This window comes from Methylosinus sp. PW1, from assembly GCF_000745215.1.
In the GTDB taxonomy this organism is placed as follows: domain Bacteria; phylum Pseudomonadota; class Alphaproteobacteria; order Rhizobiales; family Beijerinckiaceae; genus Methylosinus.
The window spans coordinates 541,992-558,513 of record NZ_JQNK01000009.1 but is presented as its reverse complement, the minus strand read 5'-3'; the positions used below and the strand labels follow the sequence as shown (position 1 = coordinate 558,513).

12 protein-coding genes are annotated in these 16,522 nt (G+C 66.8%); 7 read left to right on the top strand and 5 right to left on the bottom strand.

Features of this window, described 5'->3' with window-relative positions:
- The first annotated feature begins 135 nt into the window (after window positions 1-135).
- Window positions 136-987: a nickel/cobalt efflux transporter gene (locus K369_RS11910; protein WP_036291438.1), complete on the top strand. Its 852-nt coding sequence runs from the start codon at window positions 136-138 to the stop codon at window positions 985-987.
- Between the two features lie 6 nt (window positions 988-993).
- Here the strand turns inward: K369_RS11910 and K369_RS11905 are convergent, their stop codons facing one another.
- From K369_RS11905 to K369_RS11895, 3 genes are read right to left on the bottom strand one after another with little or no spacing between them, the layout of a single operon-like run.
- Window positions 994-1,860 carry an NAD(P)-dependent oxidoreductase gene (locus tag K369_RS11905; RefSeq protein ID WP_036291436.1) on the bottom strand — a complete coding sequence of 289 codons (867 nt, stop codon included), beginning with the start codon at window positions 1,858-1,860 and terminating at the stop codon, window positions 994-996.
- A 10-nt stretch (window positions 1,861-1,870) separates the two neighbouring features.
- Window positions 1,871-4,663, bottom strand: coding sequence for a heavy metal translocating P-type ATPase (locus K369_RS11900; protein ID WP_036291434.1), 2,793 nt, complete (start codon window positions 4,661-4,663; stop codon window positions 1,871-1,873).
- A gap of 25 nt (window positions 4,664-4,688) precedes the next feature.
- Entirely contained in the window at window positions 4,689-5,174 is a 486-nt protein-coding gene (locus K369_RS11895; RefSeq protein WP_036291431.1) for an isoprenylcysteine carboxylmethyltransferase family protein, read from the bottom strand.
- Between the two features lie 173 nt (window positions 5,175-5,347).
- Between K369_RS11895 and K369_RS11890 the strand changes: the two genes are divergently transcribed.
- The 3 genes from K369_RS11890 to K369_RS11880 are packed head-to-tail and all read left to right on the top strand — an operon-like array spanning window position 5,348 to window position 8,410.
- Window positions 5,348-6,502, top strand: a complete 1,155-nt coding sequence (locus K369_RS11890; RefSeq protein ID WP_036291429.1) for an 8-amino-7-oxononanoate synthase — start codon at window positions 5,348-5,350, stop codon at window positions 6,500-6,502.
- Complete coding sequence (gene bioD / locus K369_RS11885; protein ID WP_036291427.1) at window positions 6,499-7,131, top strand: dethiobiotin synthase; 633 nt, start codon at window positions 6,499-6,501, stop codon at window positions 7,129-7,131. Before K369_RS11890 ends, bioD begins: the two co-directional genes overlap by 4 nt.
- 25 nt (window positions 7,132-7,156) lie before the next feature.
- Complete coding sequence (locus K369_RS11880) at window positions 7,157-8,410, top strand: adenosylmethionine--8-amino-7-oxononanoate transaminase (protein WP_036294980.1); 1,254 nt, start codon at window positions 7,157-7,159, stop codon at window positions 8,408-8,410.
- A gap of 49 nt (window positions 8,411-8,459) precedes the next feature.
- Here the strand turns inward: K369_RS11880 and K369_RS11875 are convergent, their stop codons facing one another.
- Window positions 8,460-11,969, bottom strand: coding sequence for an indolepyruvate ferredoxin oxidoreductase family protein (locus tag K369_RS11875; protein ID WP_036291425.1), 3,510 nt, complete (start codon window positions 11,967-11,969; stop codon window positions 8,460-8,462).
- Between the two features lie 462 nt (window positions 11,970-12,431).
- Here K369_RS11875 and K369_RS11870 point away from each other — a divergent pair, with 462 nt between their 5' ends.
- The 3 genes from K369_RS11870 to K369_RS11860 all read left to right on the top strand — a co-directional run bounded on the left by K369_RS11870 (window position 12,432) and on the right by K369_RS11860 (window position 16,004).
- Window positions 12,432-13,076: a DUF1007 family protein gene (locus tag K369_RS11870; protein WP_036291423.1), complete on the top strand. Its 645-nt coding sequence runs from the start codon at window positions 12,432-12,434 to the stop codon at window positions 13,074-13,076.
- Entirely contained in the window at window positions 13,073-14,092 is a 1,020-nt protein-coding gene (locus K369_RS11865; RefSeq protein ID WP_036291421.1) for a nickel/cobalt transporter, read from the top strand. Before K369_RS11870 ends, K369_RS11865 begins: the two co-directional genes overlap by 4 nt.
- 202 nt (window positions 14,093-14,294) lie before the next feature.
- Window positions 14,295-16,004: an AMP-binding protein gene (locus tag K369_RS11860; RefSeq protein WP_036291419.1), complete on the top strand. Its 1,710-nt coding sequence runs from the start codon at window positions 14,295-14,297 to the stop codon at window positions 16,002-16,004.
- A 115-nt stretch (window positions 16,005-16,119) separates the two neighbouring features.
- Here the strand turns inward: K369_RS11860 and K369_RS11855 are convergent, their stop codons facing one another.
- A complete protein-coding gene (locus K369_RS11855; RefSeq protein ID WP_036291416.1) occupies window positions 16,120-16,518 on the bottom strand; it encodes a DUF2147 domain-containing protein in 399 nt (132 codons plus the stop codon).
- Window positions 16,519-16,522 lie beyond the last annotated feature (4 nt).

Genomic DNA, 16,522 nt, shown 5'->3' with positions numbered 1-16,522 from the left:
GTGTGGATTAGATGTGGCGGGGCCGGCGTTTTCGCAATTCATGCTTACCGAGGCAAAAGCGCCGTCCGCCCATGCGAGGGACTTAACCGGCGGACCAAAAATCAGTATATGCCACGGGCGGAGAATAGAGGACGCATGGCGAATCTCGCTGATTTGTTTCGGGACGGCGCGGCCAACGCTTGGCTGTTTGCGCCGACGGCCGTCGCTCTCGGCGCGCTTCACGGCCTCGAGCCCGGCCATTCCAAGACGATGATGGCGGCCTTCATCGTCGCGGTGCGCGGGACAGTCGGTCAGGCGATTCTGCTCGGCCTTTCGGCGACGCTCTCGCATACGGCGATCGTCTGGATCGTCGCGCTCACCGGGCTCTATCTCGGCGCGCATTGGAACGCCGAGGCCAATGAGCCCTATCTGCAGATCGCCTCCGGCGCGCTGATCCTCTGCGTCGCCGGCTGGATGACATGGCGCATCTGGCGCGACCGTCCGCGCGCGCATGCTCACGATCATTCGCATGACCACGCGCATGGACACGACCACGATCACGATCATTCGCATCGCCACGCGCATGACCATGCCGCCGCGGACAGCGTTTCGCTGATTCTCGACGAGGAGACGATGGATGCGCATGAGCGCGCCCATGCGGAGGACATAAAGCGACGCTTCGCCTCCCGCCATGCGACGACGGGGCAGATCATCGTGTTCGGCCTCACCGGCGGGCTCATCCCATGCCCGGCCTCGATCACCGTGCTCCTGCTCTGCCTTCAGCTCGGGCAGATGGCGCTGGGCGCGGCTTTGGTACTGTGCTTCAGCATCGGCCTCGCGCTCACAATGGTGGCGGTCGGCGTCGCCGCGGCGCTCGGCGTGCGTCATGCTTCGAACCGCTGGTCCGGCTTCGAGCAGATCGCCGCCAAGGCGCCCTATCTCTCCGGCGCGCTGATCTCCATCGTCGGGCTCTACACGCTCTATTCTGGCTTTGCGGCGCTCGGCTGAGCGCGCTCAGCCGCCGAAGGGGAATTTCTGCACGCCGGCGGTGATCGGCGCGTCGAGGAAGAAATCCAATATCGCCGGCTGGCTCGGATCGACCGCATAGGGCGAGAAATCCGTCACGCCTTCCTCGGCGAGAACATTCACATCGATGAAGAAATTGCCGGTGCAGGCGCTCGCCGCGCGCGTCAATATCGCATGGGCGGCGTCGGCGACGATCTGCGGCTTGCGCGCGCGCCGCAGCACGGCGTCGCCGCCGAGCAGATTGCCGACGGCGGCGGTGGCGATCGCCGTCTCCGGCCATAGCGAGTTCACCGCGACCTTGCCCGAAAGATCGCGCGCGAGACCGAGAGTGACGAGGCTCATGCCATATTTCGCCATTGTATAGGCGAGATTGGGCGCGAACCAGCGCGGGCTCATATCGAGCGGCGGTGACAAAGTGAGAATGTGCGGATTGTCGGATTTCTTCAGATAGGGCAAAGCGAGCTTGGCGCAGAGGAAGCTCCCGCGCGCATTGATCTGATGCATCAGATCGAAGCGCTTCATCTCGATCGCTTCGACGCCGCGCAGATCGATCGCGCTCGCATTATTGACGAGAATATCGACGCCGCCGAAGATCGCCGCCGTCTTGTCGAAGGCCTCCTCCACCTGCGCGTCGAAGCGAATGTCGCAGGGCAGGGCGAGCGCCCGCCCGCCTGCTTTTTCGATCGCCGCGGCGGCGGTGTAGATGGTCCCCGGCAGCTTTGGATGCTCGGTGACGCTTTTGGCGACGATCGCCACATTGGCGCCGTCGCGCGCTGCGCGCTCCGCTATCGCGAGGCCGATGCCGCGGCTCGCGCCGGTGACGAGCAGAGTCTTGCCTGCGAGCGATCCCGCCATGGGCGCGCGCTCAGGCCGCGACCCGCGCCGGATAGCCGGCGTCGGTGATGATCTGGGCGAGACCTTCCGGGTCCTTGGGCGAGGGCGAGACCTCGACCTTGCCGGTGGCGAGGTCGATCTTCACCTGCGCCTGCGGCTCCGCCTTCTGCACCGCCTCAGTCACATGCTTCACGCATTTGCCGCAAGACATTTCCTGAACGTCGAATGTCGTCGTCATATCGCTTTCCTCCTCCCTGACTTGCAGCAGCGAGCCTTCAGGCTCGCTCTCTTCCACGCTCATAGGCGTTTCAAAGCTCGTCGCGCTCGCCCCCACCGGCGGCTGGAAGCGCCGCAGCCGCAGCGCATTCGTCAGCACGAAGACGCTGGAAAACGCCATGGCGCCGGCGCCGAGCATGGGCGAGAGCAGCGTTCCATTGAACGGATAGAGCGCGCCCGCCGCGACGGGAATCAGAATCACATTATAGGCGAAGGCCCAGAAGAGATTCTGCGCGATATTGCGCATCGTCGCGCGCGAGAGCGCGAGCGCGGCCGGCACTTTCGACACATGGCCGGACATCAGCACGACATCGGCGGCCTCGATCGCAATGTCGGTTCCCGTGCCGATGGCGATTCCGACATCGGCGGCGGCCAGCGCCGGCGCGTCATTGACGCCATCGCCGACGAAGGCGATGCGTCGCCCTTCGCGCAGGCGCTGCAACGCCGCCACCTTGCCCTCCGGCAACACGCCGGCGATCACCTCGTCCATGCCGAGCTTCGCCGCAATGGCGCGCGCCGTGCGCTCGTCGTCGCCGGTGATCATCGCCGTGGCGACGCCTTGCGCATGCAGAGCGGCGACGGCGGCGACGCTCGTCTCCTCGAGCGCGTCGGCGACGCAGAGAATGGCCGCGAGCTTTCCATCGATCGCGACATAGAGCGGCGTCTTGCCTTCCGCCGAGAGCCGCGCCGCGGTTGCGTCGAAGGCGCTGATATCGAGGCCGAGCGCCGTCATGAAGCGGGCGGCGCCGACGGCGATCTTTTTCCCCTCCGCCGTCGCCTCGACGCCCATGCCGGGCGTCGCCGCAAAGTCTCGCGCCTCGACGATAGAGAGGCCGCGCGCTTTCGCGGCGGCGACGAGCGCGCCGGCGATCGGATGTTCCGAGCGCGCCTCGACGCTGGCGGCGAGCCGCAGCGCGTCATCGGGGCCGACGCCTTGCGCGGCCACGAGATCGGTGAGCTCGGGCTTGCCGCGCGTCAGCGTGCCGGTCTTGTCGAAGGCGATCAGCGTCACATCGCGCAGGCTCTGCAACGCCTCGCCCTTGCGGAACAAAATGCCGAGCTCGGCCGCGCGCCCCGTGCCGGTCATGATGGCGGCCGGCGTCGCCAGCCCCATGGCGCAGGGGCAGGCGATGATGAGCACGGCGACCGCGGCCACCAGAGCATAAGAGACGTCGCGCTGCGGGCCGAAGGCGAGCCAGACGATGAAGGTGACGACGGCGATGGCGAGAACGGCGGGCACGAAGACGCCGGTGACGCGATCGACCAGAGCCTGTATCGGCAGCTTGGCGCCTTGCGCCTGCTCCACCATGCGAATGACGCCGGCGAGCACAGTATCCGCGCCGACGCGCGTCGCGCGAAAGGTGAAGGCGCCGGTCGTGTTCACCGTGGCGCCCGTCACTTCCGAGCCTTTGCGCTTGCCGACGGGCGCCGGCTCGCCGGTAATCATCGATTCGTCGACATGAGAGGCGCCGTCGACGACGATTCCATCGGTCGCTATGCGCTCGCCCGGCCGCACGGCGACGAGATCGCCGACGACGACATCGTCGATCGGCAGCTCGATCTGCTCGGCGCCGCGCAGCACGCGCGCGGTCTTGGGCTGCAGCGCGGCGAGCGCGCGGATCGCCTCCGACGTGCGGCCCTTGGCCCGCGCCTCCAGCGTGCGGCCGAAGAGGATCAGCGTGACGATGACGACCGCGGATTCGTAATAGACATCGGCGGCGCCATGCGGCAGCAGGCTCGGCGCGAAAGTGGCGACGACCGAATAGAGATAGGCGCTCATCGTGCCGATGGCGACGAGCGAGTTCATATCCGGGTGGCCGCGCCAGAGCGAGGGCAGGCCTTTCTCGAAGAAGGCGCGGCCCGGCCCGGCGAGCACCAGAGTCGCGAGAATGAAGGAGAGATAGCGAATGGTCTGATGGCCGATGGCGGCCATCAGCCAATCGCCGAGTCCCGGAATCGTGTGCGCGCCCATCTCGAGGAAGACGACCGGCGCGCTGAGCGCCGCCGCCACGATGAGCCGCTTGCGCAGCGACGCCGCCTCCTGCTCGCGCGCGGTCCTCTCGCGATCGGCGGCTTTGGCGCCGGTCTCGAGCTCGCGCGGCTCATATCCGGCTTCCGCCACGGCGCGGCGCAGCGCCTTGGCCAGCACCTTGGCCATGTCGCCGCCGCCGAGCGCGCGCACCCGCGCCCGCTCCGTCGCGAGATTGACCTCGGCGGCGATCACCCCTGGCACGGCGCTCAGCGCTTTTTCGACATGGGCGACGCAGGAGGCGCAGGTCATGCCGCCGACGCCCAATTCGATCGTCTCGATCGCCGGCTCATAGCCGGCCTCGTCCACCGCGCGGGCGATCTGCGCGAGGTCGGCGCCCGGCGTGAGCGTGAGGTCGGCGCGCTCTGTCGCGAGGTTGACGGAGGCCGAGAGCACGCCCGGCGCGCCGCGCAGCGCCTTTTCGACATGAGAAACGCAGGAGGCGCAGGTCATTCCGCGCACGCCGAAGGCGAGATGCGCGGCGGCGGGCGAGTCTGCGCGAGTCGCGGCGTCGGCCATCAGATTCAGCTCCTCTCGCCTCAGTCTACAACCAGCGGCGCGTTCTCGCGACATAGGCGTCGAACTCGGCGCCGAACCGTTGCGACAAATGGCGCTCTTCCCGCTCTATCGCCAGCCGCTGCAGCAGAACGGCCGCCACGGGCGTGAGCAGGAGCATCCATGTCGAGCCGAGGGCGAGGCCGAGGCCCGCGATCAGCGCCACATGCGACACATAAATGGGATTGCGCGACCATTGGTAGGGCCCTGCGGTGACGAGGCTCGAGACGGCGCGATCGGGCCGGATCGTGGTGCCTTGCCGGCGCATCAGCGACGCGCACCAGAGATCATTGGCGAGCGCGAGCGCGACGATGAGGCCGCCGGCGATGCGCGCGCTGAGCGGCCAGGCGTCCTCGGAGAGCGGCCGCAGCAGATCGAGCAGCGCCCCGCCGGCGATCGCCGCGAGGAGCAGCAAAGGCGGCCAAGCGATCCGCGACGGCGGATCGGCCTCGGCTCGGCAGTCGTCGATGGACATGGGAATCCTCTTTCTGCTCAGATCGCGTTGGCGGGAAGGTTTTTCAAGTTTCGATCGGATGAAAAGCGGGGCGCCGGGCTTTCTTGCCGTCCCGTCGCCGCCCGGCTATTTAACCGGCTCCCCCGGCGCGAGGAAAGTCGCGACGAATATCCGGGCGACCCGGGAAGGATCGAGTGACGACAGATCGCGCGAGCGGAGCGCTCGACTTCTACGCCGCGGACCTCGCGCGCCTCGCCGCGCAGGATCGCCTGCGCACGCTCGCGCCGCGCCATGGGCTCGATTTCAGCTCCAATGATTTTCTCGCGCTCGCCGAGTCGCAGGAGCTGCGCGACGCCGCCGTGGCGGCGCTGGCGCGCGGCGTTCCCGTCGGCGCCGGCGGCTCGCGGCTGCTGCGCGGCGACCATGAGGAGCATCAGGCGCTGGAGCGCGAGGTGGCCGCCTTCTTCCATGCGGAGAGCGCGCTTTTTTTCGGCGGCGGCTTCACCGCGAATGAGGCGCTGCTCTCGACCTTGCCGCAAAAGGGCGATCTCATCGTCCATGACGCGCTCGTGCACGCCAGCGCGCATGAGGGCATGCGGCTCTCGCGCGCGGAAAGCGTCGCCGCCGCGCATAATGACGCCGATGCATTCGCCGATCAGATCGCCGCATGGCGCCGCGGCGGCGGAACGGGCCGGCCCTGGATCGTTGTCGAGAGCCTCTACAGCATGGACGGCGATTTCGCGCCGCTCGACGCGCTCGCCGAGATCGCCGCGCGTCACGACGGCTTTCTCCTCATCGACGAGGCCCATGCCACCGGCGTCCATGGCTCTGGCGGGCGCGGCCTCGCCGCCGCGCTCGAGGGTCGCGAGAACATTGTCACACTGCACACTTGCGGCAAGGCGCTCGGCGTCTCCGGCGGACTCGTGCTGCTGCCCGCGACGCTGCGCGAGTTCCTCATCAATCGCTGCCGGCAATTCATCTTCGCGACGGCGCCGTCGCCGCTCGTCGCCGCTTGCGTTCGCGCCGCGCTGCCGATCGTGGAGCAGGCGGAAGGGCGCCGCGTCGCATTGCGCTCGCGCATCGCGCTCGCCGCGCGCAAATTGCAGGAGGCGGGACTGGCGCCGGCGCAATCACAGATCGCGCCCGTCATCGTCGGCTCCAATGCGCGCGCGCTGGCGCTGGCCGCGGCGATGCAGGCGCAGGGCTATGACATTCGCGCGATCCGCCCGCCGACCGTCGCGGAAGGAACCGCGCGTCTGCGCGTCTCGCTCACGCTGCATGTGAGCGAGGCGCAGATCGCCGCCATGGTCGACGATCTGGCGCATGCGCTCGTGGATCTGCCGGCATGACGCGCCTCGTCGTTGCGGGAACCGACACCAATGTCGGCAAGACGGTGTTTTCCGCCGCGCTCGCCGGCGCGCTCGGCGCTTATTATTGGAAGCCCGTGCAAGCCGGCCTCGAGGGCGAGACCGATACGACTTCCGTCGCGCGGCTCTCCGGCCTTCCCGAGGAGAAGCTCCTGCCGGAAGCCTATCGTCTGCGAACGCCGGCGTCGCCGCATCTTTCCGCGCGACTCGACGGGGTAGAGATCGATCCGGCGCGTCTCTCGCCGCCGGATCGCGCGCCGCTCGTCATCGAGACGGCCGGCGGGCTGATGACTCCGCTGACGGAAGCGTCTCTGACCATCGATCTCATCGCACGCTGGCGGCTTCCGGTCGTGCTCTGCGCGCGCACCACGCTCGGAACGATCAATCACAGCCTGCTGTCGCTCGAGGCGCTGCGGCGTCGCGAGATTCCCATTCTCGGCGTCGCTTTCATCGGCGAGGAGAATGCCGAGACGCAGAGCGTCATCGCGCAAATCTCCGGCGTGCGCGCGCTCGGCCGCTTGCCTTTCGTGGCGCCGCTCACGGCCGCCGATCTGGCGGCGGCTTTCGCGGCGCATTTTCGCCGCGCCGATTTCACGGAGACCAATCCATGACGACGCGCTCAAGCGGATGGCCGAGATGACATCGCCCGTCTGGCGCCCTTTCACTCAGCACGCTCTGCAGAAAGACGCGATCCTCGTCGCGCGCGGCGAGGGGGCTTGGCTCGAATGCGCGGATGGTCGCCGCATTCTCGACGCCATTTCCTCCTGGTGGGTCATCACCCATGGCCATCGCCATCCGAGGATCGTGCAGGCGATCAAGGATCAGGCGGATCGGCTCGATCAGATCATCTTCGCCGGCTTCACCCATGAGCCCGCCGAGTCGTTGGCGCGTCGGCTCGTCGCGCTGACGGCGCCGGGGCTCGATCACGTTTTCTATTCCGACAGCGGCTCCACATCGGTGGAGGTCGCGATCAAAATGGCGCTCGGCTATTTCCGCAATCGCGGCGTCGCGCGCAATCGCGTCATCGCTCTCGAGCATGGCTATCACGGCGACACTATCGGCGCCATGTCGACCGGCGCGCGCTCCGTCTTCAACGCGGCCTATGAGCCGCTGCTCTTCGATGTGACGCGCATTCCTTTTCCGAGCGCCGGCTGCGAGCAGCAGACGCTCGACGCGCTGGAGGCGGCCTGCCGCAGCGCCGACGCAGCGGTTTTCGTCGTCGAGCCGCTCGTGCTCGGCGCCGGCGGCATGCTCGTCTATGGCGCCGATACGCTGCGCGAGATGCGGCGCATCTGCGCTGCGCATGGCGTGCTCTTCGTCGCCGATGAGGTGATGACCGGCTTCGGCCGCACCGGAACGCTCTTCGCGTGCGAGCAGGCGGGAATCGTTCCCGATATCGCCTGCTACGCCAAAGGCATCACCGGCGGCTCATTGCCGCTCGCCGTGACCATGTGCTCGGCGGAGATTTTCGAGGCGCATTATTCCACCGATCGCGCGCGCACTTTTTTTCATTCGAGCTCCTTTACCGCCAATCCCATCGCCTGCGCCGCGGCGCTGGCCAATCTCGACATTTGGGAGAGCGAGGATGTGCGCGGGCGCATCGCGCATCTTTCGGCGATGCAGGAGGAGCGGCTGCTGCGCTTTACGAATGACGCGCGCTTTTCCAATGCGCGGCGCATCGGCACGATAGCGGCGCTCGATCTGCGCGCGCGCGACGCAGGCTATCTCGCGACCATCGGGCCGGCGCTCTATGAGTTCTTCATCTCGCGCGGCTTGCTGCTGCGTCCGCTCGGCAACACGATCTATGTTCTGCCGCCCTATTGCATAGAGGCGAGCGAGCTCGACGCGCTCTATGCGGCGATCGACGAGGCGGGGGATCGCTTCCGCTGAAAGCGTTGCGTTCCGCCTCGACAGAGAAGGCGGCGCGCCGCCTTCTCCCTCACTCCGCCGCCATCTTCAGATCGGGCTTGATCGCGTAATATTCGCCATAGAGCCGCGCGATCTCGGCGCGCGCCTCCAGCACGCTGCGGGCGCGTATGTGGCCGAAGCCGCGGATCTTCTCCGGTATGCGCGCCAGCGCGACGGCGGCGGCGTGATTGGCCGGCGACAGGCGCGGCAGAATATCGTCCAGCAGCGTCTGATAATCGGCGAGCATTTTGCGCTCGGAGATGCGGTCGCTGTCGGGACGGAAGGGGTCGAGAATGGTGCCGCGCAGGCCCTTGAAGCGCGCCAGCCATTTCAGCACATGGAACATCCATGGGCCGAAGGTGATCTTGCGCGAGCCGCCAATGTCGTTCTTGCGCTGGAAGGCGACGAGATTGGGCGCGAGATGCAGCTCCATGCGCAGATCGCCCTCGAAGATTTCGGCGAGCTGGCGCTGGAACGAGCCATCCGTGTAGAGCCGCGCCACCTCGAACTCGTCCTTGGCCGACATCAGCTTGAACAGACCGCGCGCCACCGCCTCGGTCAGCTCCTTGGTTCCGGGAACGCGCTCCTTCTCGAGCCGCGCGACGGCGTCGACGCGCGCGCGATAGCGGGCGGCGTAAGCGGCGTTCTGATAATCGGTGAGGAAGGCGACGCGGCGCTCGATCATCTCCTCGAGGCTCTGCGAAACGTCACGAGTTGGATTGCGCTCGCGCAATGAGGAGACGACGGCGGCCACGCTCGAAAGATCATGCGCGGCGCGGCGGCCCCAGGCGAAAGCGGAATGATTCATCGCCACCGCCTCGCCATTCAGCTCGATCGCGCGCAAGAGCGCGGCCTCGGAGAGCGGCAGCAGGCCCTTCTGCCAAGCGTAGCCGAGCATGAACATATTGGCGGCGATGGAATCGCCGAGCAGCGCCAGCGCCAGCTCCGTCACATTCAGGAAATCGACGCGCTCGCCGGCGGCCTCGCGTATGGCGCGCTCTATGCGCTGCGCCGGCAGCACGAAATCCGGGTCGCGCTCGATATCGCCGGGAAACACCTCGGCGCTGTTGACGACGACATGGCTGCGCGTGGGATCGATGGCCGCGAGTATCTGCTTGCCGCCGGCGACGACGAGATCGCAGCCGAGCACGAGATCTGCCTCGCCCGCGGCGATGCGGATCGCATGAACCTCGTCGGGCGTGCGGCCGATCTTCACATGGCAATAGACGGCGCCGCCCTTTTGCGCGAGGCCGGCCATGTCGATGACGCCGACGCCCTTGCCCTCGAGATGGGCGGCCATGCCGAGAATGGCGCTCACCGTGACGACGCCCGTTCCGCCTATGCCGGCGACGAGCACGCCATAAGGCGCCGCGCCGATCTGCGGAACGGCGGGCTCCGGCGGCGGCGGACATTGCGTCTCGCTGGTCGGCGCGGCCTTTTTCATGCGCGCGCCATGCACGGTGACGAAGCTCGGGCAGAAGCCCTCGAGACAGGAGAGATCCTTGTTGCAGCTCGATTGGTCGATGCGGCGCTTGCGGCCGAATTCCGTCTCCAGCGGCTGCACCGACACGCAATTGGAGGCGCGGCCGCAATCGCCGCAGCCTTCGCAGACCAGCTCGTTGATGACGACGCGCACATCCGGGTCGGGATATTCGCCGCGCTTGCGGCCGCGGCGCTTCTCGGTGGCGCAGGTCTGATCGTAGATCAGAATGGTGACGCCATCCGTCGCGGCCAGCTCGCTCTGCACGCTGTTGATGACGTTGCGGTGATAAATGTCGAGGCCCGGCGGCCATTGAATATCGGAGGCGTATTTGTGCGGCTCGTCGGAGACGAGCGCGATTCTGGCGACGCCTTCCGCCGCCACCTGATGCGCTATCGCCTCGACGGTGAGATCGCCTTCATGCGCCTGTCCGCCGGTCATGGCGACGACGCCATTGAAGAGAATCTTGAAGGTGATGTTCGTCTTGGTCGCGACGGCGAAGCGAATGGCCAGCGAGCCGGAGTGATTATAGGTGCCGTCGCCGAGGTTTTGGAACACATGCTTGCGCGTCGAGAAGGGCGCCTCGCCGATCCAATTGGCGCCTTCGCCTCCCATATGCGTGTAGCCCTCGGTCGAGCGGTCCATCCATTGCGCCATATAATGGCAGCCTATGCCCGTATAGGCGCGCATGCCCTCCGGCACATGGGTGGATGTCGAATGCGGGCAGCCGGAGCAGAAATGCGGCACGCGCACGCCGACGTCGGTCAGCGATTTGCGGCGCTCCTGCATGTGCTCGAGCCGGCGCACGCGCCCTTCGAGATCGTCGGAGCGAACGTAGTTCAGCAGCCGCCGGCCGATAGCGATGGCGACGTCATTGGCGTCGAGCGAGCCCTTCACCGGGAAGAGCCATTCGCCGACCTCGTCCTTCTTGCCGATGCAGATGGGCTGATGCGACGAGCCATAGAGCTGCTCGCGCAGCTGCACCTCGATCAGCGAGCGCTTCTCCTCGACGACGATGACGAGATCGAGTCCGCGCACGAACTCGCGCAAGCCTTGCGGCTCGAGCGGCCAGGGGCAGGCGATCTTATAGAGGCGCAGGCCGTAATCATTGGCCTTCACCTCGTCTATGCCGAGATCGTCCATCGCCTGGCGCACGTCGAGATAGGACTTGCCGACGGTGATGACGCCGATCTTGGCGGCGGGGCCGCCGGAGGTGATGATGCGATTGAGGCGATTGGCGCGGATGAAGGCGAGCATGGCGTCGCGCTTGCTCTCCTGCATGCGCGCTTCCTGCGTCAGCACCGGATCGCGCGGACGTATGTTGAGGCCGCCCGGCGGCATCAGAAAATCGAGCGGCGCAATGGGGCGCACGCGATCGAGCGAGCCGTCGACGGAGGCGGTGGATTCCACCGTGTCCTTGATGAGCTTCAAGCCGGTCCAGACGCCGGCGTAGCGCGACAGCGCGAAGCCCATGAGGCCGTAGTCGAGAATCTCCTGCACGCCCGCGGGCGAGAGGATCGGCATCATCATATCGACGAAGACGAACTCCGACTGATGCGCCGTGGTGGAGGATTCCGCCGTATGGTCGTCGCCCATCAGCGCCAGCACGCCGCCATTGCGGGAGGAGCCGGCGAGATTGACATGGCGCAGCGCGTCGCCAGAGCGATCGACGCCTGGCCCCTTGCCGTACCAGACGGAGAAGACGCCGTCATATTTGCCTTCGCCGCGCATCTCCGCCTGCTGCGCGCCCCAAATGGCGGTGGCGGCGAGATCCTCGTTGAGGCCCGGCATGAACAGAATGTCGTGTCTGTCGAAGAGCGGCTTCGCCTTGTGCAGCTGCGCGTCCATGCCGCCGAGCGGCGAGCCGCGATAGCCGGAGACGAGGCCCGCCGTGCGCAGTCCGGCGCGACGATCCATCTCCTTCTGCATCAGCAGAAGACGCACGATCGCTTGCGTGCCGTTGATGAGCACATGCGTCTTGGAAAGATCGAATCGATCGGCGAGGGACACGTCGCCTAGGGCGGGGCCGGTTGTCGTGGCGCCGGCGACTTCATCCGCCATACGTATTCTCTCCTCGCTCGGCGCGACGCCCTCGCGGGGCGCCCCGCTCGCGCAGGGCCGCGCGACGTCATCGTCTCGGAGAGGGGCGCGAGGCCCGCTCCCCCTATGAAGCGTTGCCGCTCGAAAGCTCTCGCGCGAGGCGCTTTCGAAAGAGTCATATTGCGGATTTGCGCGTCGGCGGAAAGACTCCCGTCCTCCTCATCCGTGAAAATCCGTATCCCATCCGCGAGGGATGGCCGCCGCCGCCCCCGGCGCGACCCGCCCGGCTTGTCCTTGCGGCGCCGGGCGTGGCATTATACGTCACGACGAGCGACGCCAGCAAGCGAGCCTTCGCGGGCGCCGAAAAAGCTGTCGAAACAGCGCGTCCAGCCCTGTTTCCGCCGCCTTCCGCGACTACAGCCTCCGCGCTCGGAGCGGGAGCGATTCGCGAGAGCGCCGCGCTCCACCGAGGCGAGAGCCCCTATGCCGAGAAGATTTGCATTCGCTTCGCTGACCCTCGCCATGGCGCTCGCCGCTGTCCCGGCCGCCGCGCATCCGCATGTCTGGGTCGCCATGCGCAGCGAGATCGTGTTCACGCCGGACGGCAAGATCAAGGGCGTGCGCCACGCTTGGACCTTCGACGAGATGTATTCCGCCTTCGCGCTGCAAGGGCTCGGCAAGGACGGCAAGCCGCCGAGCCGCGAGGAGCTCGCGCCGCTCGCCAAGACCAACGCCGAATCGCTCGCCGAATTCGACTATTTCACCTTCGCGAAATATCAGAACGCCAAAGCCGCCTTCGGTCCGCCGGAGGATGTGTGGCTCGAGGCCGACGACAAGCGCATCGTCACCATGCATTTCACTCTGCCGCTGGAGAAGCCGCTGCCGGCGCAAAAGCCTTTCTCCTTCCAGACCTATGATCCGACCTATTTCGTCGCCTTCGATCTCGAGAAGCAAAATCCAGTGACGCTCGCCGGCGCTCCGGCGGGCTGCTCCACCAGCGTCGTGGAGCCGAAGCCGCTGCTCGCCGTCGACACGCAAAAGCTGAGCGAAGCCTTTTTCGCCAATATGTCGCCCGGCGCCGATTTCAGCATGAAGCTCGCGGCGCGCATCGTCGTGGCCTGCCCGTGAGGGTTTCGCCGCGGAATTGCGCGCTGCTCCTCCTCCTGGCGCTGGCCGCGCTCGCGCTGTCGCAGGACGCCGCGCTGGCGCAGGCGGCGCGTCATCCTTTCGCCGTCGGCCCTTCGGAAGCTCCGGTCGGCGCGGCGAGCGGCCTCGCCGGCCTGCTGCTCGCATGGCAGAGCAAATTCCATTTGGAGCTGCAGAACGCCGCGCGCGCGCTGAAGACCGACAATAGCGCCTTCTTCCCTCTGGCGGCCGCGAGCTTCGCCTATGGCGTTTTTCACGCCGCCGGGCCGGGTCATGGCAAGGCCGTGCTCGCCTCCTATATGATCGCCAATGAGACGGCGCTGAAGCGCGGGCTGGCGCTCGCCGCTCTGGCGGCGCTGCTGCAGGGTGTGGTGGCGATAGCGCTCGTCGGCGTGGCGGCCATTCTCTTCGGCTTCACCGCGCAGCGCATGACCGAGGCGGCGACGTGGATCGAGACGGCGAGCTACGCCGCCATCGCCGCCGTGGGCGCGCGCCTCGCCTATGTGAAAGGGCGCGCGCTGCTCGCCGCGCTGCGGGAGCCGGCGCCTGTCCTCGCCGTCGCGCGCCGCGGCGCCTTCGCCTGCGAGGCGGTCGACGACGATCCCGGCCATGTTCATGGGCCGGACTGCGGCCATATGCATGCGATCGACGCCGCCCGGCTCGGCGCCGGCTTTCGCTGGGGCGATGCGCTGGCGACGGTCGTCGCGGCGGGTCTTCGTCCCTGCTCGGGCGCCATACTCGTGCTCGTCTTCACACTGTCACAAGGCGTCTTCATAGCCGGCGCCGGGGCGACGCTGCTGATGTCCGCCGGCACGGCGATCACCACCGGCGCCTTGGCGGCGACGGCGGTCTTCGCCAAGGATTTCGCGGCGCGTCTCGCCGCGCGCAGATCGTCGCGCGCGGAGACGCTGCTGCGCGCGGGCGAGCTGCTCGCCGCTCTCCTCGTGCTCGCTTTCGGCCTCGCGCTGCTGCTCGGCGCGCGCGTCGTCGGCGGCTGACGTCCTCCAATTTCGCGAGCCGCGGCGATGCTGCGCTGCGACGACGATCGTCGCGCGCGCGGGGCTGCGCTCGCGCCCGCGGCGCGCTATATTTTCGTGTGTGGATTGCGCTGTCCCGAGTTGTCGCTGTCTCGAGCAAACGCTAATCCATTGAGCGGACCGCTGGGCCGCGGTCGATCGCGCCCATGCCCGGAGGCCACGAATGACTGCCGCCACTCTCGCGTCGGACCCTTACGCCACCCGTCCCTGGGTCGCATCCTATCCGCCTTTCGTACCCGCCGAGATCGACCCGGCGAGCTATTCGACCCTCGTGGACATGTTCCGCCAGAGCGTGGTCGAATTTTCCGGCCGCACCGCTCTCGAGAGCTTCGGCGCCAAGCTCACCTATGCCGAATTCGGCAACGCCGCGCGCTCGATCGCGGCTTGGCTGCAATCGCAGGGAATCGCCAAGGGCGATCGCATCGCGATCATGGCGCCCAATGTGATGGCCTATCCGCCCTTGATCTTCGGCGTGCTTTTCACGGGCGCGGTCGTCGTCAACGTCAATCCGCTCTACACGCCCAAGGAGCTCGCGCATCAGATCGAGGATTCCGGCGCGCGCATGATCTTCGTGCTCGAGAATTTCGCGCACACCGTCGAGGCCGCATGGCCGTCGATGAGCCTCGAGAAAGCCGTCGTCATCGCTCCGGGCGATCTTCTCGGCCTGCGCGGCCCGATCGTGAATTTCATCTCGCGCTATGTGAAATGCGCCGTGCGGCGCTATCGCCTGCCGCAGAGCCTGCGCTTCTCGCGCGTGCTGCGCGAAGGCGCCGTGGCGCCGCTGCGCGACGCCGACGTCGGCCCGGACGATCTCGCCTTTCTGCAATATACGGGCGGCACGACCGGCGTCGCCAAGGGCGCTATGCTGCGGCATCGCAACATAGCGGCCAATGTCACGCAATCGGCCGCCTGGCTCTGTCCCTATCTGCCGACGCCGCTCGATCAGGTGATGGTGACGGCGCTGCCGCTCTATCACATCTTCGGCCTCACCGCCTGTTGCCTGCTGATCGTGAAGATCGGCGGCTCCTGCCTGCTCATCGCCAATCCGCGCGATATCCCCGGCTTCGTGAAGACGCTGCGCAAATCGCGCTTCACGATGATCTCCGGCGTCAACACGCTCTATGCGGCGCTCGCCAATCATCCAGATTTCGCGCGCGTCGATTTCTCCGATCTCATCTTCTGCATCTCCGGCGGCATGGCGACGCAAGACGTCGTCGCGCGCAAATGGAAGGAGATCACCGGCCATCCCATCATCGAAGGCTATGGCCTTTCGGAGACCTCGCCGGTCATCACCTGCAACCGGCCCGATCTCGTCGAATTTTCCGGTGCCATCGGCTATCCCTATCCCTCGACGCAAGTGTCGATCCGCCTGCCTTCCGGCGAGCCCGCGCCTTTCGGCGAGCGCGGCGAGCTCTGCGTCAAAGGTCCGCAAGTGATGGCCGGCTATTGGAATCGGCCGGAGGAGACCGCCGCCGCGACGACAGAGGACGGTTTCCTGCGCACTGGCGACGTCGCCGTGATGATGCCAGATGGACTGATGAAGATCGTCGATCGTCTCAAGGAGATGATCCTCGTCTCCGGCTTCAACGTCTATCCCAATGAAGTCGAGAATGTGCTGACGCGCCACCCCAAGGTCAGCGAGGCGGCGGTGATCGGCATTCCCGATCCGCATTCGGGCGAAGCGGCGCTCGCCTTCATCGTGCCGCGCGACCCCAGCGTCACCGGCAAGGAGCTGCATGATTTCTGCCGCGAGACGCTGACGCATTACAAGGCGCCACGCCATTTCGAGTTCCGCGACAGCCTGCCCAAGACGAATGTCGGCAAGGTTCTGCGTCGCGTTCTGAAGGAGGAGTATCTCGCGCGGGGGAAATAGCGTGGCTCCGAGCGTTTTCCGGTTCAGATCGAACCGGAAAACGCTAGATTCCTTTATTCTGTCGTGTTTTCTTCACGCGAACCGGTTCCCACTTCGCTCGAAAACACTCGGCCGTTCACCGCACCCGCGTCCACTCCTCGCCGCCGCAGATATTGGTGCCGTTGACGCAGCCCTCGAGGAGCAGCACCTTCTCGCTGCGCAGCGCGAGGCTCGCGGCGTAGCTCTGGCCGTCCTTGGCGTTATAGATGGTGCCGGTCCATTGATTGGCGCCGGCGGGCTTCAGATTCAGGATCGGCAGGCCGAGCAGCGAGCGCTTGCGCTGGCGGGGGTCGGGATTGTTCTCGTCGACGCCCTTCTCGGAGAGCCAGGCGATCTTGCCGCAGATCGCTTGCCCGCAGCGGCTGATCTGAATATGCGCGGTGCCGTCGGCGACGCGCCACTCGCCGATCGGATCGGCGAGCGCCGCGGTCGCGACGACAGAAAAAATCGACGCGCATATCCAGGACCGCTTCATCTCG

What these genes read in the sequence shown, in the direction of transcription:
- K369_RS11875 (WP_036291425.1), bottom strand. Translation starts at nt 11,969, where the DNA reads ATGGCGGATGAAGTCGCCGGCGCCACGACAACCGGCCCCGCCCTAGGC.
- K369_RS11870 (WP_036291423.1), top strand. Translation starts at nt 12,432, where the DNA reads ATGCCGAGAAGATTTGCATTCGCTTCGCTGACCCTCGCCATGGCGCTC.
- bioD (WP_036291427.1), top strand. Translation starts at nt 6,499, where the DNA reads ATGACGCGCCTCGTCGTTGCGGGAACCGACACCAATGTCGGCAAGACG.
- K369_RS11880 (WP_036294980.1), top strand. Translation starts at nt 7,157, where the DNA reads ATGACATCGCCCGTCTGGCGCCCTTTCACTCAGCACGCTCTGCAGAAA.
- K369_RS11895 (WP_036291431.1), bottom strand. Translation starts at nt 5,174, where the DNA reads ATGTCCATCGACGACTGCCGAGCCGAGGCCGATCCGCCGTCGCGGATC.
- K369_RS11855 (WP_036291416.1), bottom strand. Translation starts at nt 16,518, where the DNA reads ATGAAGCGGTCCTGGATATGCGCGTCGATTTTTTCTGTCGTCGCGACC.
- K369_RS11860 (WP_036291419.1), top strand. Translation starts at nt 14,295, where the DNA reads ATGACTGCCGCCACTCTCGCGTCGGACCCTTACGCCACCCGTCCCTGG.
- K369_RS11905 (WP_036291436.1), bottom strand. Translation starts at nt 1,860, where the DNA reads ATGGCGGGATCGCTCGCAGGCAAGACTCTGCTCGTCACCGGCGCGAGC.
- K369_RS11910 (WP_036291438.1), top strand. Translation starts at nt 136, where the DNA reads ATGGCGAATCTCGCTGATTTGTTTCGGGACGGCGCGGCCAACGCTTGG.
- K369_RS11900 (WP_036291434.1), bottom strand. Translation starts at nt 4,663, where the DNA reads ATGGCCGACGCCGCGACTCGCGCAGACTCGCCCGCCGCCGCGCATCTC.